The following is a 21,067-nucleotide window of genomic DNA, read 5'->3' as shown; positions in this document are numbered from 1 at the left end:
AAGTGCTATGAAATGTAAATTTCTAAAATTGAAGCTTTTCCGTTCAAAATAAATGCATTTATCTCAGCCGGAACTAAAACCGTATCTCCTTTTTTATAGGATTGTTTAAACCCATTATATTCAATTTCAAAATTTCCTTCGATACACATATAAACCGTAAAAGTTTCTCCTGTTTTTGCAACCTCAACTTTATCTTCAAGAGGGATAAAATTGGTCGTAAAATAGGGGCAATCAACCACTACATTAGAGGAGTTTGCTTTTCTTTCATATTTTTTTTGTGTATCTGTCTTATTATAGTTTATTGCATCAAGCGCTAAATCTACATGAAGTTCTCTTTTATTACCTTGCGCATCTACTCTGTCAAAGTCATATAAACGATAGGTAATATCTGATGTTTGCTGTATTTCGGCCACAACTAATCCAGCTCCAATGGCGTGAACAGTTCCGGTTTCTAAAAAGAAAACATCTCCGGCTTTTGCTTTTACATCATCTAAAATCGAAACTAATGTTTTATCTTCTAAATTTTTTAAATACTCTTCTTTACTTGAACTCTCCTTAAAACCCACAATAATTCTGGAATCAGGATCTGCCTGCATTACATACCACATTTCAGTCTTGCCAAAAGAGTTATGACGTTCTTTTGCTAATTTATCATTTGGATGTACCTGAATCGAAAGATCTTCGCGGGCATCTAAATATTTAAAAAGCAACGGAAATTGTTTTCCAAATCTCTTGTAAACTTTAGTTCCTAAAATTTCGTTTGGCATTTCATCAATAAGTTCCATCAATGATTTTCCTTTCAGAACTCCGTTAGCAACAACACTAACATCTCCTTCTACGGTTGATAATTCCCAATTTTCTCCGGTAATGTTAGAAACGATTGGTTTATGAAGAATTGTTTTCAACTTTTCTCCTCCCCAGATTCTATCTTTCAATATGGGTTCAAATTGTAAAGGGTATGATTTCAGGTTCATATTTTTAAGGCTAATAACTTTATTAATTCAATATCAATCTGATACTATTGATATATTCTATAATACTAATTCTTTGACAGTTTCCAGTGCTTTCGGTATATGCTTTCCGGCATTCATACTATCAAATATTAATATAACAACACCATTTCTATCAATAACATACGTTACTCTTCCAGGCAAAAGTCCAAACAAAGTATCACGAACACCAAAAAGATGTCGTAATTTTTTATCCTGGTCAGATAAAAGTATAAAAGGTAATTTATGTTTGCTGGCAAATTTATGATGTGACTTTACGCTGTCGCTGCTTATACCAATAACCTCAGCCCCCAAATCTTTAAAATCTTCGTATTGATCTCTAAAACTACAAGCTTCGGTTATGCATCCTGGCGTATTATCTTTTGGGTAAAAATAAATCACTAGAGGTTTTCGCCCCAAAACACTTTGGCTTTCAAAAACTTCTCCATGACTATCTTTTGCAGTAAAATTGGGAACTATATCTCCTATTTTTAGTGACATTTATTATTCTCCTTTATAAGTTACAAAATTGCGGTCCGTTTCATTCAACACGATTTCTAAGTCAAAATCAGGCTGAATTCTTTTTCTAATTTTATTCCATATCACAACGGCAATATTTTCTGCTGTTGGATTCAAATCCTGAAATTCCGGAACATCCAGATTCAGATTTTTGTGATCAAACGGAATCTCTACTTCTTCGTTTATGATATCCGCTAATACTTTCACATCTAAAACAAAACCAGTTTCAGGGTCAATTTTTCCTGTAACACTTACTGTTAAACCATAATTATGACCATGAAAATTGGGATTATTACATTTTCCAAAAACTGCATTGTTTTTTTCAAACGTCCAATCTTTTCTGTGCAATCGATGTGCAGCATTAAAATGTGCTTTTCTTGATATGGTTACTTTCATTTTGAGGTTGGTTAGTTTGGGGTTAAGCTTGTAATCTTTTAAATCTTATGATCTTCTAAATAATGATCAAATTCATCAAATATTATTTTAAACCAAACGGTGTAAATTTCAGGTTGCTTTTCGATATCTGCTTTTACATCTTCAATTTTCATCCATTTCCAGTCTTCTACTTCTTCAAAATTTATGTCCGGATTATCGTTATAATACCCAATCATAACATGATCGAGTTCGTGCTCTGTCAAACCATTATCAAAAGGAGCTTTATAAATAAAATGAAAGAGCTCTTTCAATTCTGCTTTAAAACCCATTTCTTCAAACAATCTTCTGCTTCCGGCTTCAATATTTGTTTCTCCTTCCCGCTGATGACTGCAACATGTATTTGTCCAGAGTAAAGGTGAATGGTATTTTTGATGGGCACGTTGCTGCAGCATTATTTCATTTTTGTCATTTAAAATAAAAACTGAAAAAGCGCGATGCAGAACTGCTTTTTCATGTGCTTCTAATTTTGGCATTAAGCCAATTTGCTCATCATTTTGATTTACTAATATTACGTTTTCTTCTATCATAGGGCTTATTGATCAAACAAAAATACGAAAAAAGAAATGGCTTTAAAATCCTCAGAGAGATTGTGAAAAGTTTAACGAGTCAATGATTTTTCAAAGCGTTAACTTTCAATCAATTGAAATTTAAACATCACATAAAAACCTTTACAAAACAAGCTATAAAAACTAAAACCAGCTATTATACGTAAATAAAGAAAAGTTAAAACATACTTAAAAAAATCTGAATTGTAAAGTACACGACATTTCAAGGCGAAATCTAGTTGTATCTTTGAAATCACAGAATTAAAGCACTAAAACAATGAAAACAAAAACTCAAATCTTCAGCCTTTGCTTTTTAATTCCGCTTTTCATTTTGCAGGCATGCGGACAAAGTGCAAAAAAACAAAATACCAAAACAGCAGTTATGGAAAACAAAATCACCAAACCCGGAAATCCTTATTATTCGAATACGGATACTACTAAACTAAATATAAGTAATGCCGAGTGGAAAAAAGTATTACCTGAAGACGTATATGATGTAATGCGTAATGCAGATACCGAAAGACCTTTTACCGGAAAATACTGGAATACAGATGAAAAAGGAACTTACTATTGCGCTTCATGCGGAAACTTACTTTTTCGTTCCGGAGCTAAGTTTGCCAGCAGCTGCGGATGGCCAAGCTTTTTTGAACAAGACAACAAAAAAAGTGTGGTCTATAAAAACGATAATTCTTTAGGAATGGAAAGACTTGAAGCTTTATGCGGTCGTTGCGGCGGACATTTAGGCCATTTATTTGATGACGGGCCTGCACCAACCGGAAAACGATATTGCATGAACTCGATTGCACTTGACTTTGTTCCTGATACTAAATAAAACATATAAATGAAAAATATAATTTTAATTTGCATTTTGGCATTCTCCTTAAACGGGTTTACACAAAATGATAAAACAAAAAGCACTTCAAACCTTGAAACCATCACTCTTGGCGGAGGTTGTTATTGGTGCGTCGAAGCAGTTTATGAAAACTTAGACGGAGTAAAATCTGTGGTTTCAGGTTTTTCCGGAGGTAAAGTTGCTAATCCAACTTATGAAGAAGTTTGCACAGGAACAACCGGTCATGCCGAAGTAGTTCAGATTACTTATGACAAAACGAAAACCGATATCAATGAAATCTTTCAGGTTTTCTTTACCGTTCACGATCCAACAACATTAAATCGTCAAGGTGCAGATGTTGGTACGCAATATCGCTCTGTAATTTTTTATAAAAATGCTGAACAAAAAAAAGCTGCCGAAAGTATTATTGCAGAACTAAACAAAGCAAAAGTTTACAGCAATCCTATTGTGACAAAAGTAGAGCCGTTTAAAGCGTTCTATAAAGCCGAAGATTATCATCAAAATTATTATGCAAACAACAAAAATCAGCCTTATTGCAAAATGGTCATTCAGCCAAAAATCGAAAAATTCGAGAAAGTATTTAAAGACAAATTAAAAAAGAAATAACAGTATTTTATCTTGGTTAATAATAGTTGCCGTCCATTTTTATGGACGGTTTTTTTATGTTCATTTTTGTCAAATTTTCCGAATTTTCATATTGAATTTAAAAAGATAATTCATGTAATTCGTGGTGATTTTTTTCTCTGATAGCAATTCATATTTTTTGTAATTTGCAGCGACAAATCAATCAAAAATCACAAAATGAAGCAATTATTGTTATTCTTTACCTTATTCATAACACTTTCTCAAGTTCATTCTCAGCAAAACCTTCCAACAGATTATCTTTCTAAAGAATTCCATAAAGGCCGCAGAGAAGCTTTTAGAAACTTAATGCCCGCAAATTCCGTAGCTTTAATTTTCTCTTATCCGGAGAGAGTTTTTTCTAAAGATGTAAATTATAATTACCATCAAAATCCCGACTTATATTATCTTTCAGGCTACAAAGAACCTGATGCTGTTTTAGTACTTTTTAAGGAAGATCAGGGCACAGAAAAATACAATGAAGTTCTTTTTGTGAGAGAAAGAAATGCCGGAAAAGAAATCTGGACAGGAAGACGCTTAGGAGCCGAAGCCGCAAAATCTAAACTAGGTTTTACAACGGCGTATAACGGAAAGGATTTCAAAGATTTTGTTATTGATTTTAAAAAATTCAATACCATTATTTATGATAAAATCCCAACAGATATTGGCAATGATAAAACCGGATTTGATCTTTATGGCTTATTAGAAAGTTTTAAAACCAAAGCCGGAATCACAAAGGAAAACGAAACCTCAATAGATTTATTTACAAACATCACAAATTCACTCAGAGAAATAAAAACCCCTGAAGAAATGGATTTGCTTCGTAAATCTGTAAAACTTTCCTGCATTGCACACAACGAGGTAATGAAAGCTATTGGTCCGGATATGAGCGAAAATGAAGCCGATGGAATCCATGCTTATATACACAGACATTATGGTGCCGAAGCCGAAGGATATGCACCAATTATAGGCGCCGGAGCAAACGGATGTATCCTGCATTATGGAGAAAACAATAGTACAAAAATTGACAATCAGTTACTTTTGATGGATGTAGGTTCTGAATATCACGGTTATTCTGCCGATGTTACGAGAACAATTCCGGCAAACGGAAAATTTACCGAAGAGCAGAAAGCGATCTACCAATTAGTATATGAAGCTCAGGAAGAAGTTTTTAAAATTTGTAAACCCGGAACTCCCATCCAGAATCTAAACCAAAAATCGAAAGAAGTTATAGCAGCAGGTTTAATAAAACTCGGAATCATTACAGAGCCTAAAGATGTCAGAATATATTATCCGCACGGCTGCTCTCATTTTCTGGGTCTGGATGTGCATGATAAAGGCAATTATATGGGAAATCTAAAAGAAAACATGGTTCTGACTGTCGAACCTGGAATCTATATCCCGGCAAATAGCAAATGCGATAAAAAATGGTGGAATATTGGTGTTCGCATCGAAGATGATCTTGCCATTACAAAAGACTCATATGAAAATCTCTCAGCAGAATCTCCAAGAAAATGGCAGGATATAGAAAAATTGGCCACACAAAAAAGCACTTTCAACGAAATGAAATTTCCTAAAATCTAATTTTATTTTTTTTGCCTTATAATCTGTAGCTATAAAAGTTTCAAACTGGAAACAAATTTTCACGTACTTTGTATTTCTTAATTTAATTAAAAAATGAAAGCACTAACCTTTTCTTCTTTTGGTAATTCTGATGTTTTAGAATATATTGAAATTCCGAATCCTGAATTAAAAACCGACGAAATTTTAGTCGAAATGAAAGCCATTGGATTAAATTTTGCCGATGTTTACAGACGAAAAGGAAATTATCATTTAAAAGGAAATCCGCCTTTTATTGCAGGTTACGAAGGTGCAGGAATTGTTGTTGATGCAAACAATCATCCGGAATATAAAGTTGGAGATCGTGTGGCTTTCGCCGATGTTCCTTTTGCAAATGCAGAATTGGTTGCCGTGAATACAAATCATGTTCTTCCGTTACCCGAAGCCATTTCTTTTGAAACTGCAGCTTCTGTGTTATTACAAGGTTTAACGGCACATTATTTAGCAACTAACAGTCATAAAACGAACCAGGGAGAAACCATTTTAATTCATGCTGTTGCTGGCGGAGTCGGTCAATTTCTTACCCAAATAAGCAAATTATTAGGTGCTAATGTTATTGGACTAACATCCTCTCCCGACAAGGCAAAAGTTGCCATTAAACAAGGTGCAGATTATGTTTTTTTATATCATGAAGATTGGAAATCAAAAATTTTTGAAATTGTCCCAAAAGGTGTCGATGTCGTTTATGACAGCATAGGAAGTACTCTTAAAGAAAGTTTTGAAGTCACAAAAGAATGCGGACAAGTCGTTTTCTTCGGGATGGCAGGCGGTGATCCTGAACCTGTTGATCCAAGAATGCTAATGGATGGCTCGAAAACTTTAACGGGCGGGGATTTATGGAGTTATTTAAATTCTAAAGAAGAAAGAATTAAAAGAGCGAATCAATTATTCTCTTGGATTATCGATGGAAAACTTACACCAACAACCCCAACTTCTTTTAAATTATACGAAGGAAAACAAGCACACGATTATCTCGAAAGCCGAAAAAGTACCGGAAAAATAATATTGATTCCGTAAACAATCCGGACAACCATTGATTTTCAGTTATTATTCTCAGATTTCAGTCTCAGTCTCACTTTCACTTTCACTTTCACTTTCACGTAACCTTATTATTCCCAGGAATAAAGGATCTCAACAACATAATCCGTTTTTATCAGCGTTTTCGCTTAGCGAATCCGTTTAATCTGCGTTCTTTTTTCAATCGTTTTTGACCTTCATAAAAACAAATTCAGGCAAACAACTTCGCGACAAAATTTAATCCAATATCTCAAATCAATTTTATAAATTATCAACCTCAATCTTCGTCAATGCAGACAATTCTAAAATTCTGGCAACATCACTTTTATTTGCTACAAAAAACAAATAATTATCTCCGTGCGTATCGTAACTCATTAATTTAAAACCTTTCTTTTCTAAAGCCGACTGTATGTAAGGAAACAAATCATGGCTATACGTTTCTTCCGGGTAATCGAAATTTAGATCTTCGCCAATCATCTCAGAGATAAAATATTCAGCATCTTCAGGATCAAATTTCCAATCGCTGTTCCAAGCATCGATAATTTCAAAAAAATCCCAATGCCCTTGCACTATTTCGTGATATTCTGTATGACCTTTTCTAAAATTCTTCAATAGCTTTTTCGACTGCTTTTGAACCAATTTCCCCTCTACATCTCCTCTTGTAACCAATTTTATAAACTCTTCAAAAGTTTCCTGAGTAACCTCAACATCTTCCGGCAACAGATTTTCTTGCGAAGGAAGTTCGATACTTTCCGGTAATTCTATTTGCAAATACTGACAAATACCCTGCAAAACCCTTTCAAATTCTTTAAAACCTATTTTCTGAGTCTCATTTTTAGGATCTTTTATATCAATAGATTCAGCTTCTAATATTCCTTTTGTATAATCCAGAAAATAACTATTATTATAGATCATTCTAAAATCATTCGTTTCCAGGCTATTGGTACAACAAAAAAATATCATGAAATTATGCAAAACATGTTTCAGATACTTTTTAGCTTCCGGCGCTGGCTCGGTGTAAAACTGAATATGAATATAATCGTATTCTAATTCCTGAAGCATCTGTTCTTCTGAAACTGACCCTATATTAATCTTTTTATATACTTCGTTCAAAACTTCGTATGCATTCTTAAAACCGCTTTTCCCGATCTCAATTTTTCCTTCATCGTGATCAAATGAAGTTGGAAATGAATACAAATTCACAGAAACTGTATCATGAATTCCTTTTATTTTAAATTCAAAACTATTATTCCCATTATACAATTCTGAATAAATACTGTCCATAACATCAAAAGAAACAATTGATTTTGGATCATTATTTCTACCAAAGAAATTAGAAAAGAAGTTCTTCATAATACTATATTATTTTAAAGTTTCGGCAATCATCAAAGCACATTTTTCGCCATCAATCGCAGCAGATATAATTCCGCCGGCATAACCTGCTCCTTCTCCGCAAGGATACAAACCTTTTATTTGCAAATGCTCATAAGTTATTGGATCCCTCGGAATACGAACCGGAGACGAAGTTCTGCTTTCCGGCGCATGCAAAATAGCTTCATTAGTCAAATAACCGCGCATTGATTTTCCGAATTCTTTGAAACCTTCGCGTAAAATTTGTGATAAAAATCCGGGAAAAACCTGCCCCATTTCTACCGAAGTTGTCCCGGGAACGTAAGAAGTTTTAGGAATATCAGCAGAAACTATATTTTGCGTAAAATCAACCATTCGCTGTGCAGGAACTTTTTGAGTCTCCCCTGCCAAATGCCACGCTTTTTGTTCGATACTTTTTTGAAATTCCATTCCGGCCAAAGCACCAAATTTTGCAAAAGGTTTAAAATCTTCTAATTTTAATTCGATCACAATTCCTGAATTTGCCGTAACCTGATCACGTTTAGAAGGCGACCAACCATTTGTAACCACTTCACCCGGACTTGTAGCACAAGGCGCAATTACACCTCCGGGACACATACAAAATGAGTACATTCCGCGACCGTTAACTTGTTTTACAATAGAATATGGCGCCGGAGGCAAATGTTCGCCACGATAATCGCAGCTATATTGAATACTATCTATTAATTGTTGAGAATGCTCTGCACGAACACCCAGCGCAAAAGGTTTTGCTTCAATAAAAATTTTCTTTTTATCCAATAATTCAAAAATATCCCTTGCAGAATGTCCGGTTGCCAAGATCAATTTATTAGCCAGAATCTTGTCTCCGTTTTGAGTAACGATTCCTTCAACTTCGTTATTCTTTACCAAAATATCAGTAACGCGGGTATCAAACAAAACCTGACCACCAAATTCGATAATTTTATTTCGGATATCTTCAATAATTTTAGGCAGTTTATTTGTCCCAATATGCGGATGTGCTTCTACGAGAATATCTTCAGAAGCTCCAAAAGCTACCAGAAGTTCTAATATTCTAGTCACATCACCACGTTTTTTAGAACGCGTATATAATTTTCCGTCAGAGTACGTTCCTGCTCCACCTTCTCCAAAACAATAATTAGAATCTTCGTTTACGATATGCTCTACGTTTATTGCTTTTAAATCACGACGACGGCCTCGAACATCTTTTCCTCGTTCTAAGACAATTGGCTTTAAACCTAATTCTATTAATTGCAAAGCTGCAAAAAGTCCTGCAGGACCTGCTCCAACTACAATTACTTCCTGAGCCGAAGAAACATCCTTATATATAGGTAGCTCTATTTTAGTTTCCTGAAAAGGTTCTCCTTGTAAATAGATGATTACTTTCAGATTGATTTTTATCGCTTTTTGGCGTGCATCAATAGATCGTTTTAAAATAGAAATATGTTGAATTTCCTTAGGAGAAACCTTTATTTGTTTAGACAAATAGTCTTTTAGCAACAATTCGTTTGCAGCTATTTCCGGAGTTACCTGAAGTAAAAGTTCTCTTGGCATTTTGTTATATTTATTCAATTAGCTTTTCTTTTTATGAAAAGAACATGCAAAAATACTATTTTGAAATGAGATTATGTATTTACTGTAAAATTTGAACGCAGATTGTGGTTAGAAAAAGTAAAGTTCGCCAAGCTTTATTTTTTAATCTCGCAAAGTCGCAGAGTCGCAAAGTTTTATTTTCTTTGCGCCTTCGCGACTTTGCGTGCATATTAAACATCAGTTTTAAAAAATCTTAGCTCACTTTGCGGTTAATTCTGCAGTAACTTTTTTAATTTTCATGAAAAAAGACTTTGTACCTTTGCTCCTCTGAACCTTTGCACCTATAAAAAAAAATGTCTAGAAAAATAAAATTGATTTGGGATTTTCGTGGTCCGGCTTCGGCAAAAACAGCCGAACATCATGAAATTCATTTAAAAGAATATATCGCAATAGAAAAATTGCCTTTGAATATTACAGGCTTTAAAATCATAAACGATATGCATGCTACCGCTTTTATGGTCGTAACGGATGAAAATATGATTTCTGTAAGAGATGCTTTAAAACCACATCGCGGGGAAGTATATGAGGGGTAAAAAAGTCACAGTTCTCAGTGGCAGTTTACAGTTTTATGTACTGAGAATAAATTTAAGTCGCAGTCTCAGTTTTCGGTCACAGTTTACAGTTCTGACTATGACTGTAAACTGTGACTGTAAACTTTTTAATTCGCTACTTCACTAATAAATTTAATTCGCATTAAGCGTAATTCATCAATATCATAATCGCCATCGAATTCTTTAAGAGCGTCTTCGATTTTATCTGATTCTGATTCCATGAAATAGTCGTGAATTTCTTCTTGCTGATCGTCGTCGAGCATATCATCTACCCAATATTTAATATTAAGTTTTGTTCCTGCATATACGATCATTTCCATTTCTTTGATCAAAGCATCCATCGAAAGTCCTTTTGCTGAGGCAATATCACTCAATGGTAATTTTCGATCTATATTCTGGATGATATATAATTTATTTGCAGAGTTCACTCCGGTAGATTTCACCACTAAATCATCTGGACGAATAATATCGTTATCTTCTACATAACGACTAATTAAGGTCACGAAATCATTACCATATTTCTTGGCTTTTCCTTCACCAACACCATGAATATTATATAGCTCAGTTAAAGTAATTGGATATTTTAAGGCCATATCTTCAAGAGAAGGATCCTGAAAAACAACAAACGGAGGAACTCCCAGTTTCTTGGCAACTTTTTTACGAAGTTCGCGTAACATTCCCATTAAAACTTCATCAGCAGTTCCTGATGATTTTGCTGCTGTTACGATTGCTTCATCTTCAGATTCATTGTATTCATGATCTTCAGACATCATGAATGAAACTGGATTTTTGATAAAGTCCAAGCCTTCTTTTGTAATTTTTACTACTCCGTAAGTTTCGATATCTTTAGATAAATATCCTGCTACTAAAACTTGTCGTAATAATGCCATCCAATATTTCTCGTCATGATCTGAGCCTGAACCAAAAAAGGATTGTGTATCTGTTTTATGTGCTTTAATTACGGCATTTATTCTACCTATTAATGTAAAGACAATTTCTTTCGACTTATATATATGTTTTGTATCACGAACAATTTCAAGTAATTTAACGGCCTGTTCCTTTGCTTCGACTTTAGTTTTAGGATTACGAACATTGTCATCCATATCAGCACCTTCTCCGGTTTCGCTGTCGAATTCTTCTCCAAAATAGTGCAGCAGGAATTTTCTGCGGGACATTGAGGTTTCGGCATAAGCCACGACTTCTTGTAATAATGCAAAACCAATTTCTTGTTCTGCTACTGGTTTTCCGGACATAAATTTCTCCAGCTTTTCTACATCTTTATAGGAGTAATAAGCTAAACAATGTCCTTCGCCTCCATCACGTCCGGCACGACCTGTTTCCTGATAATAACTTTCAAGTGATTTTGGAATATCGTGGTGAATTACAAAACGAACGTCTGGTTTGTCAATTCCCATCCCAAAGGCAATTGTTGCTACAACCACATCTACATCTTCCATCAAAAACATATCCTGATGTTTGGCGCGGGTTTTAGCATCTAAACCTGCGTGATAAGGAACAGCGCTGATTCCGTTTACTTGTAAAACTTCGGCAATAGATTCTACTTTCTTGCGGCTTAAGCAATAAATAATTCCGGACTTGCCTTTATGTTGTTTTATAAATCGAATAATATCCGATTCTATATTTTTAGTTTTTGTTCTAACCTCGTAGTATAAGTTCGGTCTGTTGAATGATGCTTTAAAAGTATTTGCATCAGACATGTCAAGGTTTTTAAGAATATCTTCCTGAACTTTTGGCGTTGCAGTTGCAGTAAGACCAATAATTGGCACTTGCCCCAGTTGTTTGATAATATTTTTCAGATTTCGATATTCAGGCCTAAAATCATGACCCCATTCTGAAATACAATGTGCTTCGTCGATAGCCACAAATGAAATTGGCACACTTTGCAAAAAAGCCACATATTCTTCTTTTGTCAAAGATTCCGGAGCTACATACAAAAGTTTTGTCAAGCCGGAAGTAATGTCTTTTTTTACTTGTGCGATTTCTGTTTTTGTGAGAGAGGAATTTAATACATGCGCAATTCCGTTTTCTGAAGAAAGGCTTCTGATGGCATCAACCTGATTTTTCATCAAAGCAATCAAAGGAGAAACAACAATTGCTGTTCCGTCCTGAATTAAAGCGGGTAATTGATAACAAAGAGACTTTCCACCGCCAGTAGGCATAATTACGAATGTATTCTTTTTACCTAAGATACTCGTAATGACTTGCTCCTGCAAACCCTTAAATTGGCTAAAGCCGAAATACTTCTTTAATTCCTTGTGTATTTCAATTTCGTTTGAATTCATTCTTTATATTAATGGTATTTTGTATAAATTTGCAACACATAAAGATACAACTTTCTTTTATACATACAAATTTTAAATATCCTGTTTTGATCACAAAAGAAAATATATTGGCGATCGCCAAAAAAACCATACTATCTGAAAGTGAAGCAATTACAAAGCTAATTGATTTTCTGGATGAAAATTTCTACGAAGCAACCCAACGTATTTACGAAACAAAAGGCCGATTGATCGTTACGGGCATCGGAAAAAGTGCCATCATTGCTCAAAAAATGGTAGCGACTTTTAACTCTACCGGAACGCCATCTATGTTTCTTCATGCTTCAGAAGCTATTCACGGCGACTTGGGAATGATACAAAAAGAAGACATCATTATCTGTATTTCTAAAAGCGGAAACAGTCCTGAAATAAAAGTTTTAGTACCGTTATTGAAACGTTTTGGAAATATTTTAATTGCCATTACCGGAAACATAACTTCGTCATTAGCCAAAGGTTCAGACTACGTTTTGAACACAACGGTCGATATGGAAGCTTGCCCTATAAACCTGGCGCCAACAAACAGTACAACAGCCCAACTTGTTATGGGTGATGCTCTTGCGGTTTGTTTGATGGAAATGCGCGATTTTAAACCCGAAGATTTTGCCGTTTACCATCCTGGTGGGGCTTTAGGAAAAAAGTTATTACTTCGTGTAAAAGATATGATCGAGCATTCATTAAAACCTCAAGTGACTCCGGATACTTCAGTTAAAAAAGTTATTTTTGAGATCTCTGAAAAAAGATTGGGTGTTACAGCAGTAATTGAAAATGAAAAAATTATCGGAATTATTACTGATGGTGACATCCGTAGAATGCTAAATGACGTAGATACTATTGCAGATTTAACTGCAAAAGATATTATGTCGAGAAACCCTAAATTAGTATCTTCAGAAACTATGGCAGTTGATGCTTTAAATATTTTAGAAGATTTTTCTATAACACAACTTATTGTTTCAGATAACGGCGAGTACAAAGGAGTATTACATTTACATGACATTTTAAAAGAAGGAATCGTATAATGGGAAAAAAGAACCTTGGGGAGATGTCATTTTTAGACCATCTTGAAGAATTAAGATGGTTATTAGTAAGAAGCACAATTGCAATATGCATTATGGCTTTTATCACTTATTTTATTAGTGATTATTTGTTTGATCAAATTATTTTAGGTCCAATAAGACCTACTTTTTTTACTTATGTCTGGTTTTGCGATTTGTCTCATCAACTTGGTTTTGCAGATAGTATTTGTATTACTGAATTAAATTTCATTATTCAAAATACTGAAATGGAAGGACAAGTTAACATCTTTGTCTGGATGTGTCTTTTAGCTGGTTTTATCCTGAGTTTTCCTTATATTTTATGGGAACTCTGGAAATTTATCAGTCCTGCACTATATGAGAAAGAAAGAAAAAATGCCAAATTCTTTATATTTACTTCTTCCTTACTTTTCTTTTTAGGAGTATTGTTTGGCTATTATGTAGTAATCCCGATGTCCGTGAATTTCGTAGCTACTTTCTCTGTGAGTGATGTTGTAAAAAATCAATTTACATTAGATTCGTATATGGGAATGGTAAAAACGAGTATTCTTGCCAGCGGATTATTTTTTGAATTACCAATTATCATTTATTTCCTTACCAAATTAGGATTAGTAACTCCTGATTTCCTGAGAAAATATTGGAAATATGCCGTTGTAATCATTTTAATTGTCGCTGCAATTGTAACACCTCCGGATGTTGTGAGCCAAACTATTGTTGCTATACCAATGTTGATTATTTACGAAGTGAGTATCCTTATTTCGAGAATCGTTTATAAAAATAAATTAAAACAAAATGTCTGATATCATACAAGAATTCAACGACTACCGTTCTAAGATGAACGAAAAATTATTAGCTGACAATAATAAAATTGTAAAGCGAATTTTTAATCTTGACACTAATGCTTATGCTCCGGGAGCTCTTGATGTAAAAACAAAAGAACTTTTAGGTTTAGTAGCTTCAGCAGTTTTACGTTGTGACGATTGTGTAAAATACCACTTAGAAACCAGCCATAAAGAAGGCGTTACTAAAGAAGAAATGATGGAAGCAATGGGAATCGCAACTTTGGTTGGTGGAACAATTGTTATACCTCATTTACGCAGAGCATACGAATTCTGGGAAGCTCTGGAAGAAGCTGCAAATTAGATAATTTGATAATTAGTCCATTAGATAATTATATACGATATGTTAATTCGTTTAATTGATTAATTAATTTTAACTTATTTTGCCTTTATTTTCTAAAAGAGAAAAGATAAATTTTTCCATATAGTCAATTATCTAATTTTCGAATTGACACATTATCTAATTAAAAAAAAATGAAGCTAAGAGCCGATAATTTAATCAAAACCTACAAAGGTCGTAGCGTTGTAAAAGGAATTTCTGTTGAAGTAAATCAAGGAGAAATCGTTGGACTTTTGGGACCAAATGGTGCCGGAAAAACGACTTCATTTTATATGATTGTAGGATTAGTAAAGCCAAATCAGGGTAACATATATCTTGACGATTTGAACATTACGGATTATCCGATGTACAAACGTGCCCAACAAGGAATTGGTTATTTAGCACAGGAAGCTTCGGTTTTTAGAAAATTAAGCATTGAAGATAACATCCTGAGTGTTTTGCAATTGACTAAACTTTCTAAAGAAGAACAGATTGCAAAAATGGAAAGTCTTATTGAAGAATTCAGCTTAGAACATATTCGTACTAACAGAGGTGATTTACTTTCTGGAGGAGAACGCCGTCGTACCGAAATTGCACGCGCTCTGGCAACAGATCCTAAATTTATTTTATTAGATGAGCCTTTTGCCGGTGTTGACCCTGTTGCAGTTGAAGATATCCAGAGAATTGTTGCTCAGTTAAAAAATAAAAATATCGGAATTCTAATCACTGATCACAACGTTCAGGAAACTTTAGCCATTACCGATAAAACATACTTAATGTTTGAAGGTGGAATTTTGAAAGCCGGAGTTCCTGAAGAATTAGTAGAGGACGAAATGGTTCGTCGTGTTTACTTAGGACAAAACTTCGAACTTCGTAAAAAGAAACTTGAATTTTAGAAAAAAGTATTCAGTCGCAGTTTACAGTATTCAGTCGCAGTGAGAACTGTAAACTGCGACTGAATACTGCGACTGAAAAGCTATTCAACTGTAATAAATTGCAACTGCTCGAGATCACCGTTATAAATATTAACATCTACGCGATGTTTGATTCCGGGCAATGATGCTTTTTCTGTAAATTGCCAAAAAAGCCAGTCGTCTTCAATTTTCTCCCTGTAAAAATTGTAATTGGCAATCCAGAATAGGTATTCTCCAAATTCTTCTTTCAAAAAATCACTATAATAACGTTCTCCTGTATAAATAATAGGCCGAACCTGATAATGTGCTTCTACTTTATTCAGCCAGCGTTTTAAGCCTTTTTTCAAACTATCCAAAGGTTGATTTTTTGGCAATCTTTCGATATCTAAAACAGGTGGTAAATCACCTTTTTGCAATTTTACTGTTTTAATAAAAAGATTGGCCTGCTCAATTGAGTTTTCATTTGGACGATAATAATGATATGCACCACGAATGATTTTATGTTCTTTTGCCCCTTCCCAATTTTTCTTAAACTGCCTGTCGACTCTGTCATTTCCAGCAGTAGCACGAACAAAAACAAATTTTACAGGATATTTTTCTTCTAAAACCTCAACTTCGTCCCACTGTACTTTTCCCTGAAATTCAGACACATCGATTCCTATTACTTTTCCTTTATGATTTTCAAGAACTTTAATGTTTCGAACATCAGACAAATGCTTATCAACAGCATCTTCGTCTAATACTTTACTGGATTTAAAGCCAAGATAATAGGCCAGTCCATCACGATAATGATAAACTGCTGCAAAGAAAAGCAATACAAAAAAAGAATAAATAATGAAACGAATTCCTCTTACTAAAATCGACCTTTGAGGTTTCGATTTTCGTGAGTAAGATGTTCTTCGGGTAGTGGTTTTTCTAGCCATTCAGATAAAACTACTTTTTCAGAAACATATTATTAACCACAGATAATAATACATAAAAAATGATAATTAACGGAATTGCCAAGTATTGAAGTGCGATCACCATAATTAATGATATCAATAAAAATACAATTTGAAGTACATTATCTTTTACGGCAAATTTCTTGATTTTTAAGGCAAACAACGGAATTTCGGCATTCAAAATATAAGCGCTGCATAATGTAATTGCAAGTAAAACCCATTGATTGGTTAGTATTTCTAATACCATTAATGAATCTGAAAATTCCAGAACCAAAGGCAAACTCAATATAAAAAGAGCATTTGCCGGAGTTGGCAAACCTATAAACGAATCTGTCTGACGTGTATCAATATTAAAATTTGCCAATCGATAGCATGATCCTAAAGTTATTATGAACCCTAAAAACGGAATTGCAGGATTTGTTCCCAGTTCGTGTGCACTATTGGTAAACAAACTATACATAACATAACCTGGCGCAACTCCACTGGTCACCATATCTGCCAAAGAATCCAGTTGCAAGCCAAGCGGACTTGAAACTTTGAATAATCTGGCAAAAAAGCCATCAAAAAAATCAAAAAAGATTCCTAAACAAACCATGTAAAAAGCCATTAAATAATTGGCTTCTGAGATAAAAACAACGGCGATACAACCACAAAACAAATTGATTAATGTGATTAAATTAGGAATGTGCTTTTTAATATTCATGTTTTATATAATTTGATAATGACAGGGAACAAATTTAGCATAATAACTGTATCTAATCGGCGTTTTTTTAAGAGTTTTTTGTTTGAAGTTTCGACTTTCGCAATATTTATCAAAAGGAATAAATTTGCTGAGTAAAATATTATATTTTTGGTAAAAATTAAAACAGACTCCGGTTTGCTAAAAAATATCCGTTGAAGAAAACATTTGTGCTTTTATTATTTTGGTGTTATACAGTACAGTATGCGCAAACTGCTCGAAAATATTCGAATGAATTTATGAATATTGGTGTAGATGCAGCTGCGTTAGGAATGTCCAGCGCGGTGACGGCTTCTACAAATGATGTAAACTCGGTTTATTGGAATCCGGCTGGTTTAACAAATCTTGAAGATCATCAGATATCATTAATGCACGCCAATTATTTTGCAAATATTGCACAATATGATTACATAGGATATGCGAGCCCCATTGATGACAGAAGTGCCTGGGGAATTTCGATGATTCGTTTTGGTGTTGATGACATTATGGATACAACCCAATTAATCGATAATCAGGGAAATATTGACTATAACAGGATTAGTTTATTCTCGACTGCAGATTATGGTTTTACTTTTTCATATGCCCGAAAACTGCCTGTTGAAGGATTTCAATATGGCGTAAATGCAAAAATAATCAGAAGGGTTATTGGTAAATTTGCTAATTCCTGGGGTTTCGGTTTTGATGTGGGTCTTCAGTTTGAACGAAATGACTGGAAATTCGGATTAATGCTGCGCGATATTACAACGACTTATAATGTCTGGAATATTGATGAAGAAGAGTATGCGAAGATCGCCAATGCTATTCCGGGAGAAAATAATGAATTACCTGAAAGTACTGAAATAACTTTGCCTAAAGCACAATTAGGGGTTTCAAGGAAGTTTGAATTTCATAATGATTATAGCCTTTTGGTTGCTACTAACCTAAATATGCGTTTTGAACAGACTAATGATATTATCTCATCAAAAGCTGTAAGTATTGATCCTGCTTTAGGATTTGAATTTGGTTACACTGATCTTGTGTTTTTACGTGCCGGAGCAGGAAATTTTCAGAATGTAACACAATTAGACAATACTGAAAAAGTAAATTTTCAACCCAATATTGGTCTGGGATTTAAATACAAAGGTATTCAGATTGATTATGCACTAACGGACTTAGGAAACCAAAGTACCGCTTTGTATTCAAATATTTTTTCTTTAAAAGTAGATTTAGGTATCTTTAGATAAAATTTACAAAACCATCAACTTCTTAAAATTTTAAATCATGAAAAATGTCATTTTCAAAAAAGCACTTTTTTGTTTACTATTATTACTGAGTTTTATTGGTTTTAGTCAAAATTTACCGCTGTCTAAAGATGCAAAAATAAGTGTTATCACTTGCGGATTGGGTAATGAAACGTATTCTTATTTTGGACATACCGCAATACGGGTTGCTGATCCCGGAAACAATATTGATGTTGTATATAATTATGGGGCTTTTGATTTTAGAACTCCAAATTTTGTAGCAAAATTTGCAAAAGGAGATTTACAGTATTTTGTGATTGTGCATTCATTTCCGGAATTTATTGAAGAATATAATACCGAAAAAAGAAGTGTGTTTGAGCAGGAACTTATTATCTCTCAGGCTGCAAAACAAAGGCTTTTTGACAATCTAAATACGACTTTAGCATCTGAAGATCGATACTATACTTATAAATTTATTGATAAAAACTGTACTTCGATGGTGGTTGACATCATCAATAAAAGTTTAAATGATACTGTTATCATTAAAAAAGGAGATACTGATATAACGTATCGATCAATTTTATTTCCTTATTTTAATGGCCATTTTTATGACCAGTTGGGTACAAGTATTATTTTTGGAACTAAAGTAGATCAGTTGGGAACTAAGATATTTTTGCCTTTTGAATTAAAAAACAGTTTAGAAAAAACGACTTATCAAAATCATCCTTTTGTTGTTAAGACTCAAACATTACTTAGTTTTGAGAAAGAAACGCCGGGATCATGGTGGAATAATATTTATACTTATCTTTTTATTCTTGCATTTGTTGTTTTGGCGCACAATAAAATAGTAGACAAAATCTATCTTTTGATTTTATCTTTTATGGGAATCTTTTTTGTTGCTGTGGGATTTTATTCTTTTCACCAGGAATTGGCGATGAATTATAATGTACTTTTATTTAGCCCATTATTATTGATTTTAATTTTCTTGTCGATTATCAAAAACAAAAGATGGACATATCGTTTTGCAGTATTGCATTTACTGTTTTTGATTTTTTACAGTATTTTCATGATTAACAAAGCGCACTTTTTAATTGTTTTACCAATGATCATTACAAGCGGATTTGTTTTAGTAAGAGTAGCAATCAGAAACAAAAAACGTATCCCGATTATCATCTAAATTATTGTCCGCGATAAAATAAAACTGTCGTAATGGTTTTAAATGTGATACTCAAATCCAAAAATATACTTCGGTGTTTGATGTAATATAAATCATATTGCAATTTTATCAAACTCTCATCAATAGATTCTCCATAAGAATAATTGACTTGTGCCCAACCGGTAAGTCCTGGTTTTATCACATGTCTGGTTTCATAAAAAGGCATTATTCGGGCTATTTCCTCAACAAAAAACGGTCTTTCAGGTCTTGGTCCAATTACAGCCATATCGCCTATTAAAACATTAAAAAACTGAGGCAGTTCGTCGATTCTTGATTTGCGCATCATTTTACCAAAAGGAGTAATTCTTTTGTCATTTGAGGTTGCAAAAGCAATTCCATCTACTTCAGAATTCTCGACCATGGTTCTGAACTTATAGATTTTAAAAACAATTCCGTTTTTGCCTACACGTTCCTGAGTGTAAAATAGTGATCCTTTATTTGCAAAAAGATTTACAATAAAGATTAAGGGAACAAAAACAAAACAAACCAATAGTCCACAAAAAGAGAATATAAATTCCATTGAGCGTACTAAAAAAAGATAAAGCTTATTGGTATTGCTTCGGCTAAAAGGGAAAAAACGATAAAAATCCCGTGAAATATAATGCACCGGAATACGATGGGTTTTGCTTTCATAAACCTGCGTATATTCTCTGATAATATTACCGGATTCTAATAAGTGAAGTAATTGCTGGTATAGATCAGCCGTAATTCCGTCTGTTTTTCGAGAAGCTATTACAATTTCAGAAACTTGATTTTTGATTACAAAATCTTCTAAATCATTCTTTTCAACTTCTTTTACATAATTAAGCCCTGAGTTTTCTTTAGAAATTGAATCAGAATTAACAAAACCAATAATTTTATAATGCGGATCGACATTTTCAAGACTTGAAACTAATTCCTGTACTTGATTTTGATCGCATATTAAAACTACATTTTGAGAAAATCGATGAGATGCGAGGAAAAAAACATAAAAAAAACGCCATAATAACAGCGTGCCAAGTATGGTAGAGTAGAATATAAATATTACTATTCTCTGCTTAGGCAATTCAGGCGATAATACGGGCGTAAACAAATATGCTAAAGTAGTAGCTGAAACAGTAAAAATTACACCTTGAAGTATTTGTAACTGATTACTTGCTACTTGTAGATCATACATTTCGAATATTACTCCAAAAGCATACATATAACTAAGAAGTAAAATAACACTTAAAAAATTACCTGAATCAAAAACAAAGTAATTATAATCAAATATTAAACTTAATATATATAAGGCAGATAAAATAAAAACAGCATCAAAGACAAGAAGCAATATTCTTCTTTCTGAAATCTCGAAGTGCATTTTGTTGTTAGAAAACATTTTTTCAATTTGTTTAGGGCTTAAACTTGAGCCAAATGTAT

21 protein-coding genes are annotated in these 21,067 nt (G+C 33.6%); 11 read left to right on the top strand and 10 right to left on the bottom strand.

Features of this window, described 5'->3' with window-relative positions; all coding sequences use genetic code 11:
• Positions 1–5 precede the first annotated feature (5 nt).
• Genes BXU01_RS16140 through idi form a run of 4 tightly spaced genes read right to left on the bottom strand, consistent with a single transcriptional unit; the run spans position 6 to position 2,470 of the window.
• Complete coding sequence (locus BXU01_RS16140; protein ID WP_083694144.1) at positions 6–974, bottom strand: type I phosphomannose isomerase catalytic subunit; 969 nt, start codon at positions 972–974, stop codon at positions 6–8.
• A gap of 57 nt (positions 975–1,031) precedes the next feature.
• A complete protein-coding gene (locus BXU01_RS16135; protein ID WP_083694143.1) occupies positions 1,032–1,490 on the bottom strand; it encodes a peroxiredoxin in 459 nt (152 codons plus the stop codon).
• 3 nt (positions 1,491–1,493) lie between these two features.
• Positions 1,494–1,904 (bottom strand): 6-carboxytetrahydropterin synthase, encoded by a 411-nt coding sequence (locus BXU01_RS16130; RefSeq protein ID WP_055093237.1) that lies wholly within the window; start codon positions 1,902–1,904, stop codon positions 1,494–1,496.
• Positions 1,905–1,942: 38 nt separating this feature from the next.
• Positions 1,943–2,470 (bottom strand): isopentenyl-diphosphate Delta-isomerase, encoded by a 528-nt coding sequence (idi, locus tag BXU01_RS16125; protein ID WP_083694142.1) that lies wholly within the window; start codon positions 2,468–2,470, stop codon positions 1,943–1,945.
• Between the two features lie 295 nt (positions 2,471–2,765).
• On the opposite strand from idi, the gene msrB reads away from it, so the two are divergent.
• From msrB to BXU01_RS16105, 4 genes are all read left to right on the top strand, one after another.
• Positions 2,766–3,320, top strand: a complete 555-nt coding sequence (gene msrB, locus BXU01_RS16120) for a peptide-methionine (R)-S-oxide reductase MsrB (RefSeq protein WP_083694141.1) — start codon at positions 2,766–2,768, stop codon at positions 3,318–3,320.
• 9 nt (positions 3,321–3,329) lie between these two features.
• Positions 3,330–3,947: a peptide-methionine (S)-S-oxide reductase MsrA gene (msrA, locus tag BXU01_RS16115; protein ID WP_083694140.1), complete on the top strand. Its 618-nt coding sequence runs from the start codon at positions 3,330–3,332 to the stop codon at positions 3,945–3,947.
• A gap of 195 nt (positions 3,948–4,142) precedes the next feature.
• Positions 4,143–5,546, top strand: a complete 1,404-nt coding sequence (locus BXU01_RS16110) for an aminopeptidase P N-terminal domain-containing protein (RefSeq protein WP_083694139.1) — start codon at positions 4,143–4,145, stop codon at positions 5,544–5,546.
• A gap of 93 nt (positions 5,547–5,639) precedes the next feature.
• Entirely contained in the window at positions 5,640–6,599 is a 960-nt protein-coding gene (locus tag BXU01_RS16105; protein ID WP_083694138.1) for a quinone oxidoreductase, read from the top strand.
• A gap of 261 nt (positions 6,600–6,860) precedes the next feature.
• On the opposite strand, the gene BXU01_RS16100 is transcribed toward BXU01_RS16105, so the two are convergent.
• Complete coding sequence (locus tag BXU01_RS16100; protein WP_083694137.1) at positions 6,861–7,952, bottom strand: hypothetical protein; 1,092 nt, start codon at positions 7,950–7,952, stop codon at positions 6,861–6,863.
• A 9-nt stretch (positions 7,953–7,961) separates the two neighbouring features.
• Complete coding sequence (locus BXU01_RS16095) at positions 7,962–9,521, bottom strand: NAD(P)/FAD-dependent oxidoreductase (protein ID WP_083694333.1); 1,560 nt, start codon at positions 9,519–9,521, stop codon at positions 7,962–7,964.
• 332 nt (positions 9,522–9,853) lie between these two features.
• On the opposite strand from BXU01_RS16095, the gene BXU01_RS16090 reads away from it, so the two are divergent.
• Complete coding sequence (locus BXU01_RS16090) at positions 9,854–10,093, top strand: hypothetical protein (protein WP_083694136.1); 240 nt, start codon at positions 9,854–9,856, stop codon at positions 10,091–10,093.
• Between the two features lie 125 nt (positions 10,094–10,218).
• Here BXU01_RS16090 and recQ read toward each other — a convergent pair whose 3' ends face one another.
• The gene (recQ, locus tag BXU01_RS16085) at positions 10,219–12,414 is read right to left on the bottom strand and encodes a DNA helicase RecQ (protein ID WP_083694135.1); all 2,196 of its coding nucleotides are present in this window, start codon (positions 12,412–12,414) and stop codon (positions 10,219–10,221) included.
• Positions 12,415–12,500: 86 nt separating this feature from the next.
• Between recQ and BXU01_RS16080 the strand changes: the two genes are divergently transcribed.
• The 4 genes from BXU01_RS16080 to lptB all read left to right on the top strand — a co-directional run bounded on the left by BXU01_RS16080 (position 12,501) and on the right by lptB (position 15,535).
• Complete coding sequence (locus tag BXU01_RS16080) at positions 12,501–13,466, top strand: SIS domain-containing protein (RefSeq protein WP_083694332.1); 966 nt, start codon at positions 12,501–12,503, stop codon at positions 13,464–13,466.
• On the top strand, positions 13,466–14,281 hold the full coding sequence (tatC, locus tag BXU01_RS16075) for a twin-arginine translocase subunit TatC (RefSeq protein WP_083694134.1): 816 nt from the start codon (positions 13,466–13,468) through the stop codon (positions 14,279–14,281). Before BXU01_RS16080 ends, tatC begins: the two co-directional genes overlap by 1 nt.
• Positions 14,274–14,624 carry a carboxymuconolactone decarboxylase family protein gene (locus BXU01_RS16070; RefSeq protein WP_055093217.1) on the top strand — a complete coding sequence of 117 codons (351 nt, stop codon included), beginning with the start codon at positions 14,274–14,276 and terminating at the stop codon, positions 14,622–14,624. Before tatC ends, BXU01_RS16070 begins: the two co-directional genes overlap by 8 nt.
• 170 nt (positions 14,625–14,794) lie before the next feature.
• Positions 14,795–15,535, top strand: coding sequence for an LPS export ABC transporter ATP-binding protein (lptB, locus tag BXU01_RS16065; protein ID WP_029272155.1), 741 nt, complete (start codon positions 14,795–14,797; stop codon positions 15,533–15,535).
• Between the two features lie 80 nt (positions 15,536–15,615).
• On the opposite strand, the gene BXU01_RS16060 is transcribed toward lptB, so the two are convergent.
• Positions 15,616–16,476, bottom strand: a complete 861-nt coding sequence (locus BXU01_RS16060) for a glycoside hydrolase family 25 protein (RefSeq protein WP_083694133.1) — start codon at positions 16,474–16,476, stop codon at positions 15,616–15,618.
• Positions 16,477–16,486: 10 nt separating this feature from the next.
• On the bottom strand, positions 16,487–17,197 hold the full coding sequence (locus BXU01_RS16055; RefSeq protein WP_083694132.1) for a phosphatidylcholine/phosphatidylserine synthase: 711 nt from the start codon (positions 17,195–17,197) through the stop codon (positions 16,487–16,489).
• A gap of 275 nt (positions 17,198–17,472) precedes the next feature.
• Between BXU01_RS16055 and BXU01_RS16050 the strand changes: the two genes are divergently transcribed.
• Both BXU01_RS16050 and BXU01_RS16045 read left to right on the top strand, forming a co-directional pair.
• Positions 17,473–18,456 (top strand): PorV/PorQ family protein, encoded by a 984-nt coding sequence (locus BXU01_RS16050; RefSeq protein WP_083694331.1) that lies wholly within the window; start codon positions 17,473–17,475, stop codon positions 18,454–18,456.
• A 37-nt stretch (positions 18,457–18,493) separates the two neighbouring features.
• On the top strand, positions 18,494–19,630 hold the full coding sequence (locus BXU01_RS16045; RefSeq protein WP_083694131.1) for a DUF4105 domain-containing protein: 1,137 nt from the start codon (positions 18,494–18,496) through the stop codon (positions 19,628–19,630).
• 1 nt (position 19,631) lies between these two features.
• Here the strand turns inward: BXU01_RS16045 and BXU01_RS16040 are convergent, their stop codons facing one another.
• On the bottom strand, positions 19,632–21,026 hold the full coding sequence (locus BXU01_RS16040; protein ID WP_083694130.1) for a sugar transferase: 1,395 nt from the start codon (positions 21,024–21,026) through the stop codon (positions 19,632–19,634).
• Between the last annotated feature and the right edge of the window lie 41 nt (positions 21,027–21,067).

The organism is [Flexibacter] sp. ATCC 35103, assembly GCF_001975985.1.
Lineage (GTDB): Bacteria > Bacteroidota > Bacteroidia > Flavobacteriales > Flavobacteriaceae > Flavobacterium.
Note: the sequence above shows the minus strand (reverse complement) of the source record. Positions and strands in the feature narration are given on the sequence as shown.

What these genes read in the sequence shown, in the direction of transcription:
- lptB (WP_029272155.1), top strand. Translation starts at nt 14,795, where the DNA reads ATGAAGCTAAGAGCCGATAATTTAATCAAAACCTACAAAGGTCGTAGC.
- BXU01_RS16105 (WP_083694138.1), top strand. Translation starts at nt 5,640, where the DNA reads ATGAAAGCACTAACCTTTTCTTCTTTTGGTAATTCTGATGTTTTAGAA.
- BXU01_RS16090 (WP_083694136.1), top strand. Translation starts at nt 9,854, where the DNA reads ATGTCTAGAAAAATAAAATTGATTTGGGATTTTCGTGGTCCGGCTTCG.
- msrA (WP_083694140.1), top strand. Translation starts at nt 3,330, where the DNA reads ATGAAAAATATAATTTTAATTTGCATTTTGGCATTCTCCTTAAACGGG.
- msrB (WP_083694141.1), top strand. Translation starts at nt 2,766, where the DNA reads ATGAAAACAAAAACTCAAATCTTCAGCCTTTGCTTTTTAATTCCGCTT.
- BXU01_RS16045 (WP_083694131.1), top strand. Translation starts at nt 18,494, where the DNA reads ATGAAAAATGTCATTTTCAAAAAAGCACTTTTTTGTTTACTATTATTA.
- BXU01_RS16050 (WP_083694331.1), top strand. Translation starts at nt 17,473, where the DNA reads ATGAATATTGGTGTAGATGCAGCTGCGTTAGGAATGTCCAGCGCGGTG.
- recQ (WP_083694135.1), bottom strand. Translation starts at nt 12,414, where the DNA reads ATGAATTCAAACGAAATTGAAATACACAAGGAATTAAAGAAGTATTTC.
- BXU01_RS16060 (WP_083694133.1), bottom strand. Translation starts at nt 16,476, where the DNA reads ATGGCTAGAAAAACCACTACCCGAAGAACATCTTACTCACGAAAATCG.
- BXU01_RS16140 (WP_083694144.1), bottom strand. Translation starts at nt 974, where the DNA reads ATGAACCTGAAATCATACCCTTTACAATTTGAACCCATATTGAAAGAT.
- BXU01_RS16110 (WP_083694139.1), top strand. Translation starts at nt 4,143, where the DNA reads ATGAAGCAATTATTGTTATTCTTTACCTTATTCATAACACTTTCTCAA.
- BXU01_RS16040 (WP_083694130.1), bottom strand. Translation starts at nt 21,026, where the DNA reads ATGTTTTCTAACAACAAAATGCACTTCGAGATTTCAGAAAGAAGAATA.
- BXU01_RS16070 (WP_055093217.1), top strand. Translation starts at nt 14,274, where the DNA reads ATGTCTGATATCATACAAGAATTCAACGACTACCGTTCTAAGATGAAC.
- BXU01_RS16055 (WP_083694132.1), bottom strand. Translation starts at nt 17,197, where the DNA reads ATGAATATTAAAAAGCACATTCCTAATTTAATCACATTAATCAATTTG.
- idi (WP_083694142.1), bottom strand. Translation starts at nt 2,470, where the DNA reads ATGATAGAAGAAAACGTAATATTAGTAAATCAAAATGATGAGCAAATT.
- BXU01_RS16135 (WP_083694143.1), bottom strand. Translation starts at nt 1,490, where the DNA reads ATGTCACTAAAAATAGGAGATATAGTTCCCAATTTTACTGCAAAAGAT.
- BXU01_RS16100 (WP_083694137.1), bottom strand. Translation starts at nt 7,952, where the DNA reads ATGAAGAACTTCTTTTCTAATTTCTTTGGTAGAAATAATGATCCAAAA.
- BXU01_RS16130 (WP_055093237.1), bottom strand. Translation starts at nt 1,904, where the DNA reads ATGAAAGTAACCATATCAAGAAAAGCACATTTTAATGCTGCACATCGA.
- tatC (WP_083694134.1), top strand. Translation starts at nt 13,466, where the DNA reads ATGGGAAAAAAGAACCTTGGGGAGATGTCATTTTTAGACCATCTTGAA.
- BXU01_RS16095 (WP_083694333.1), bottom strand. Translation starts at nt 9,521, where the DNA reads ATGCCAAGAGAACTTTTACTTCAGGTAACTCCGGAAATAGCTGCAAAC.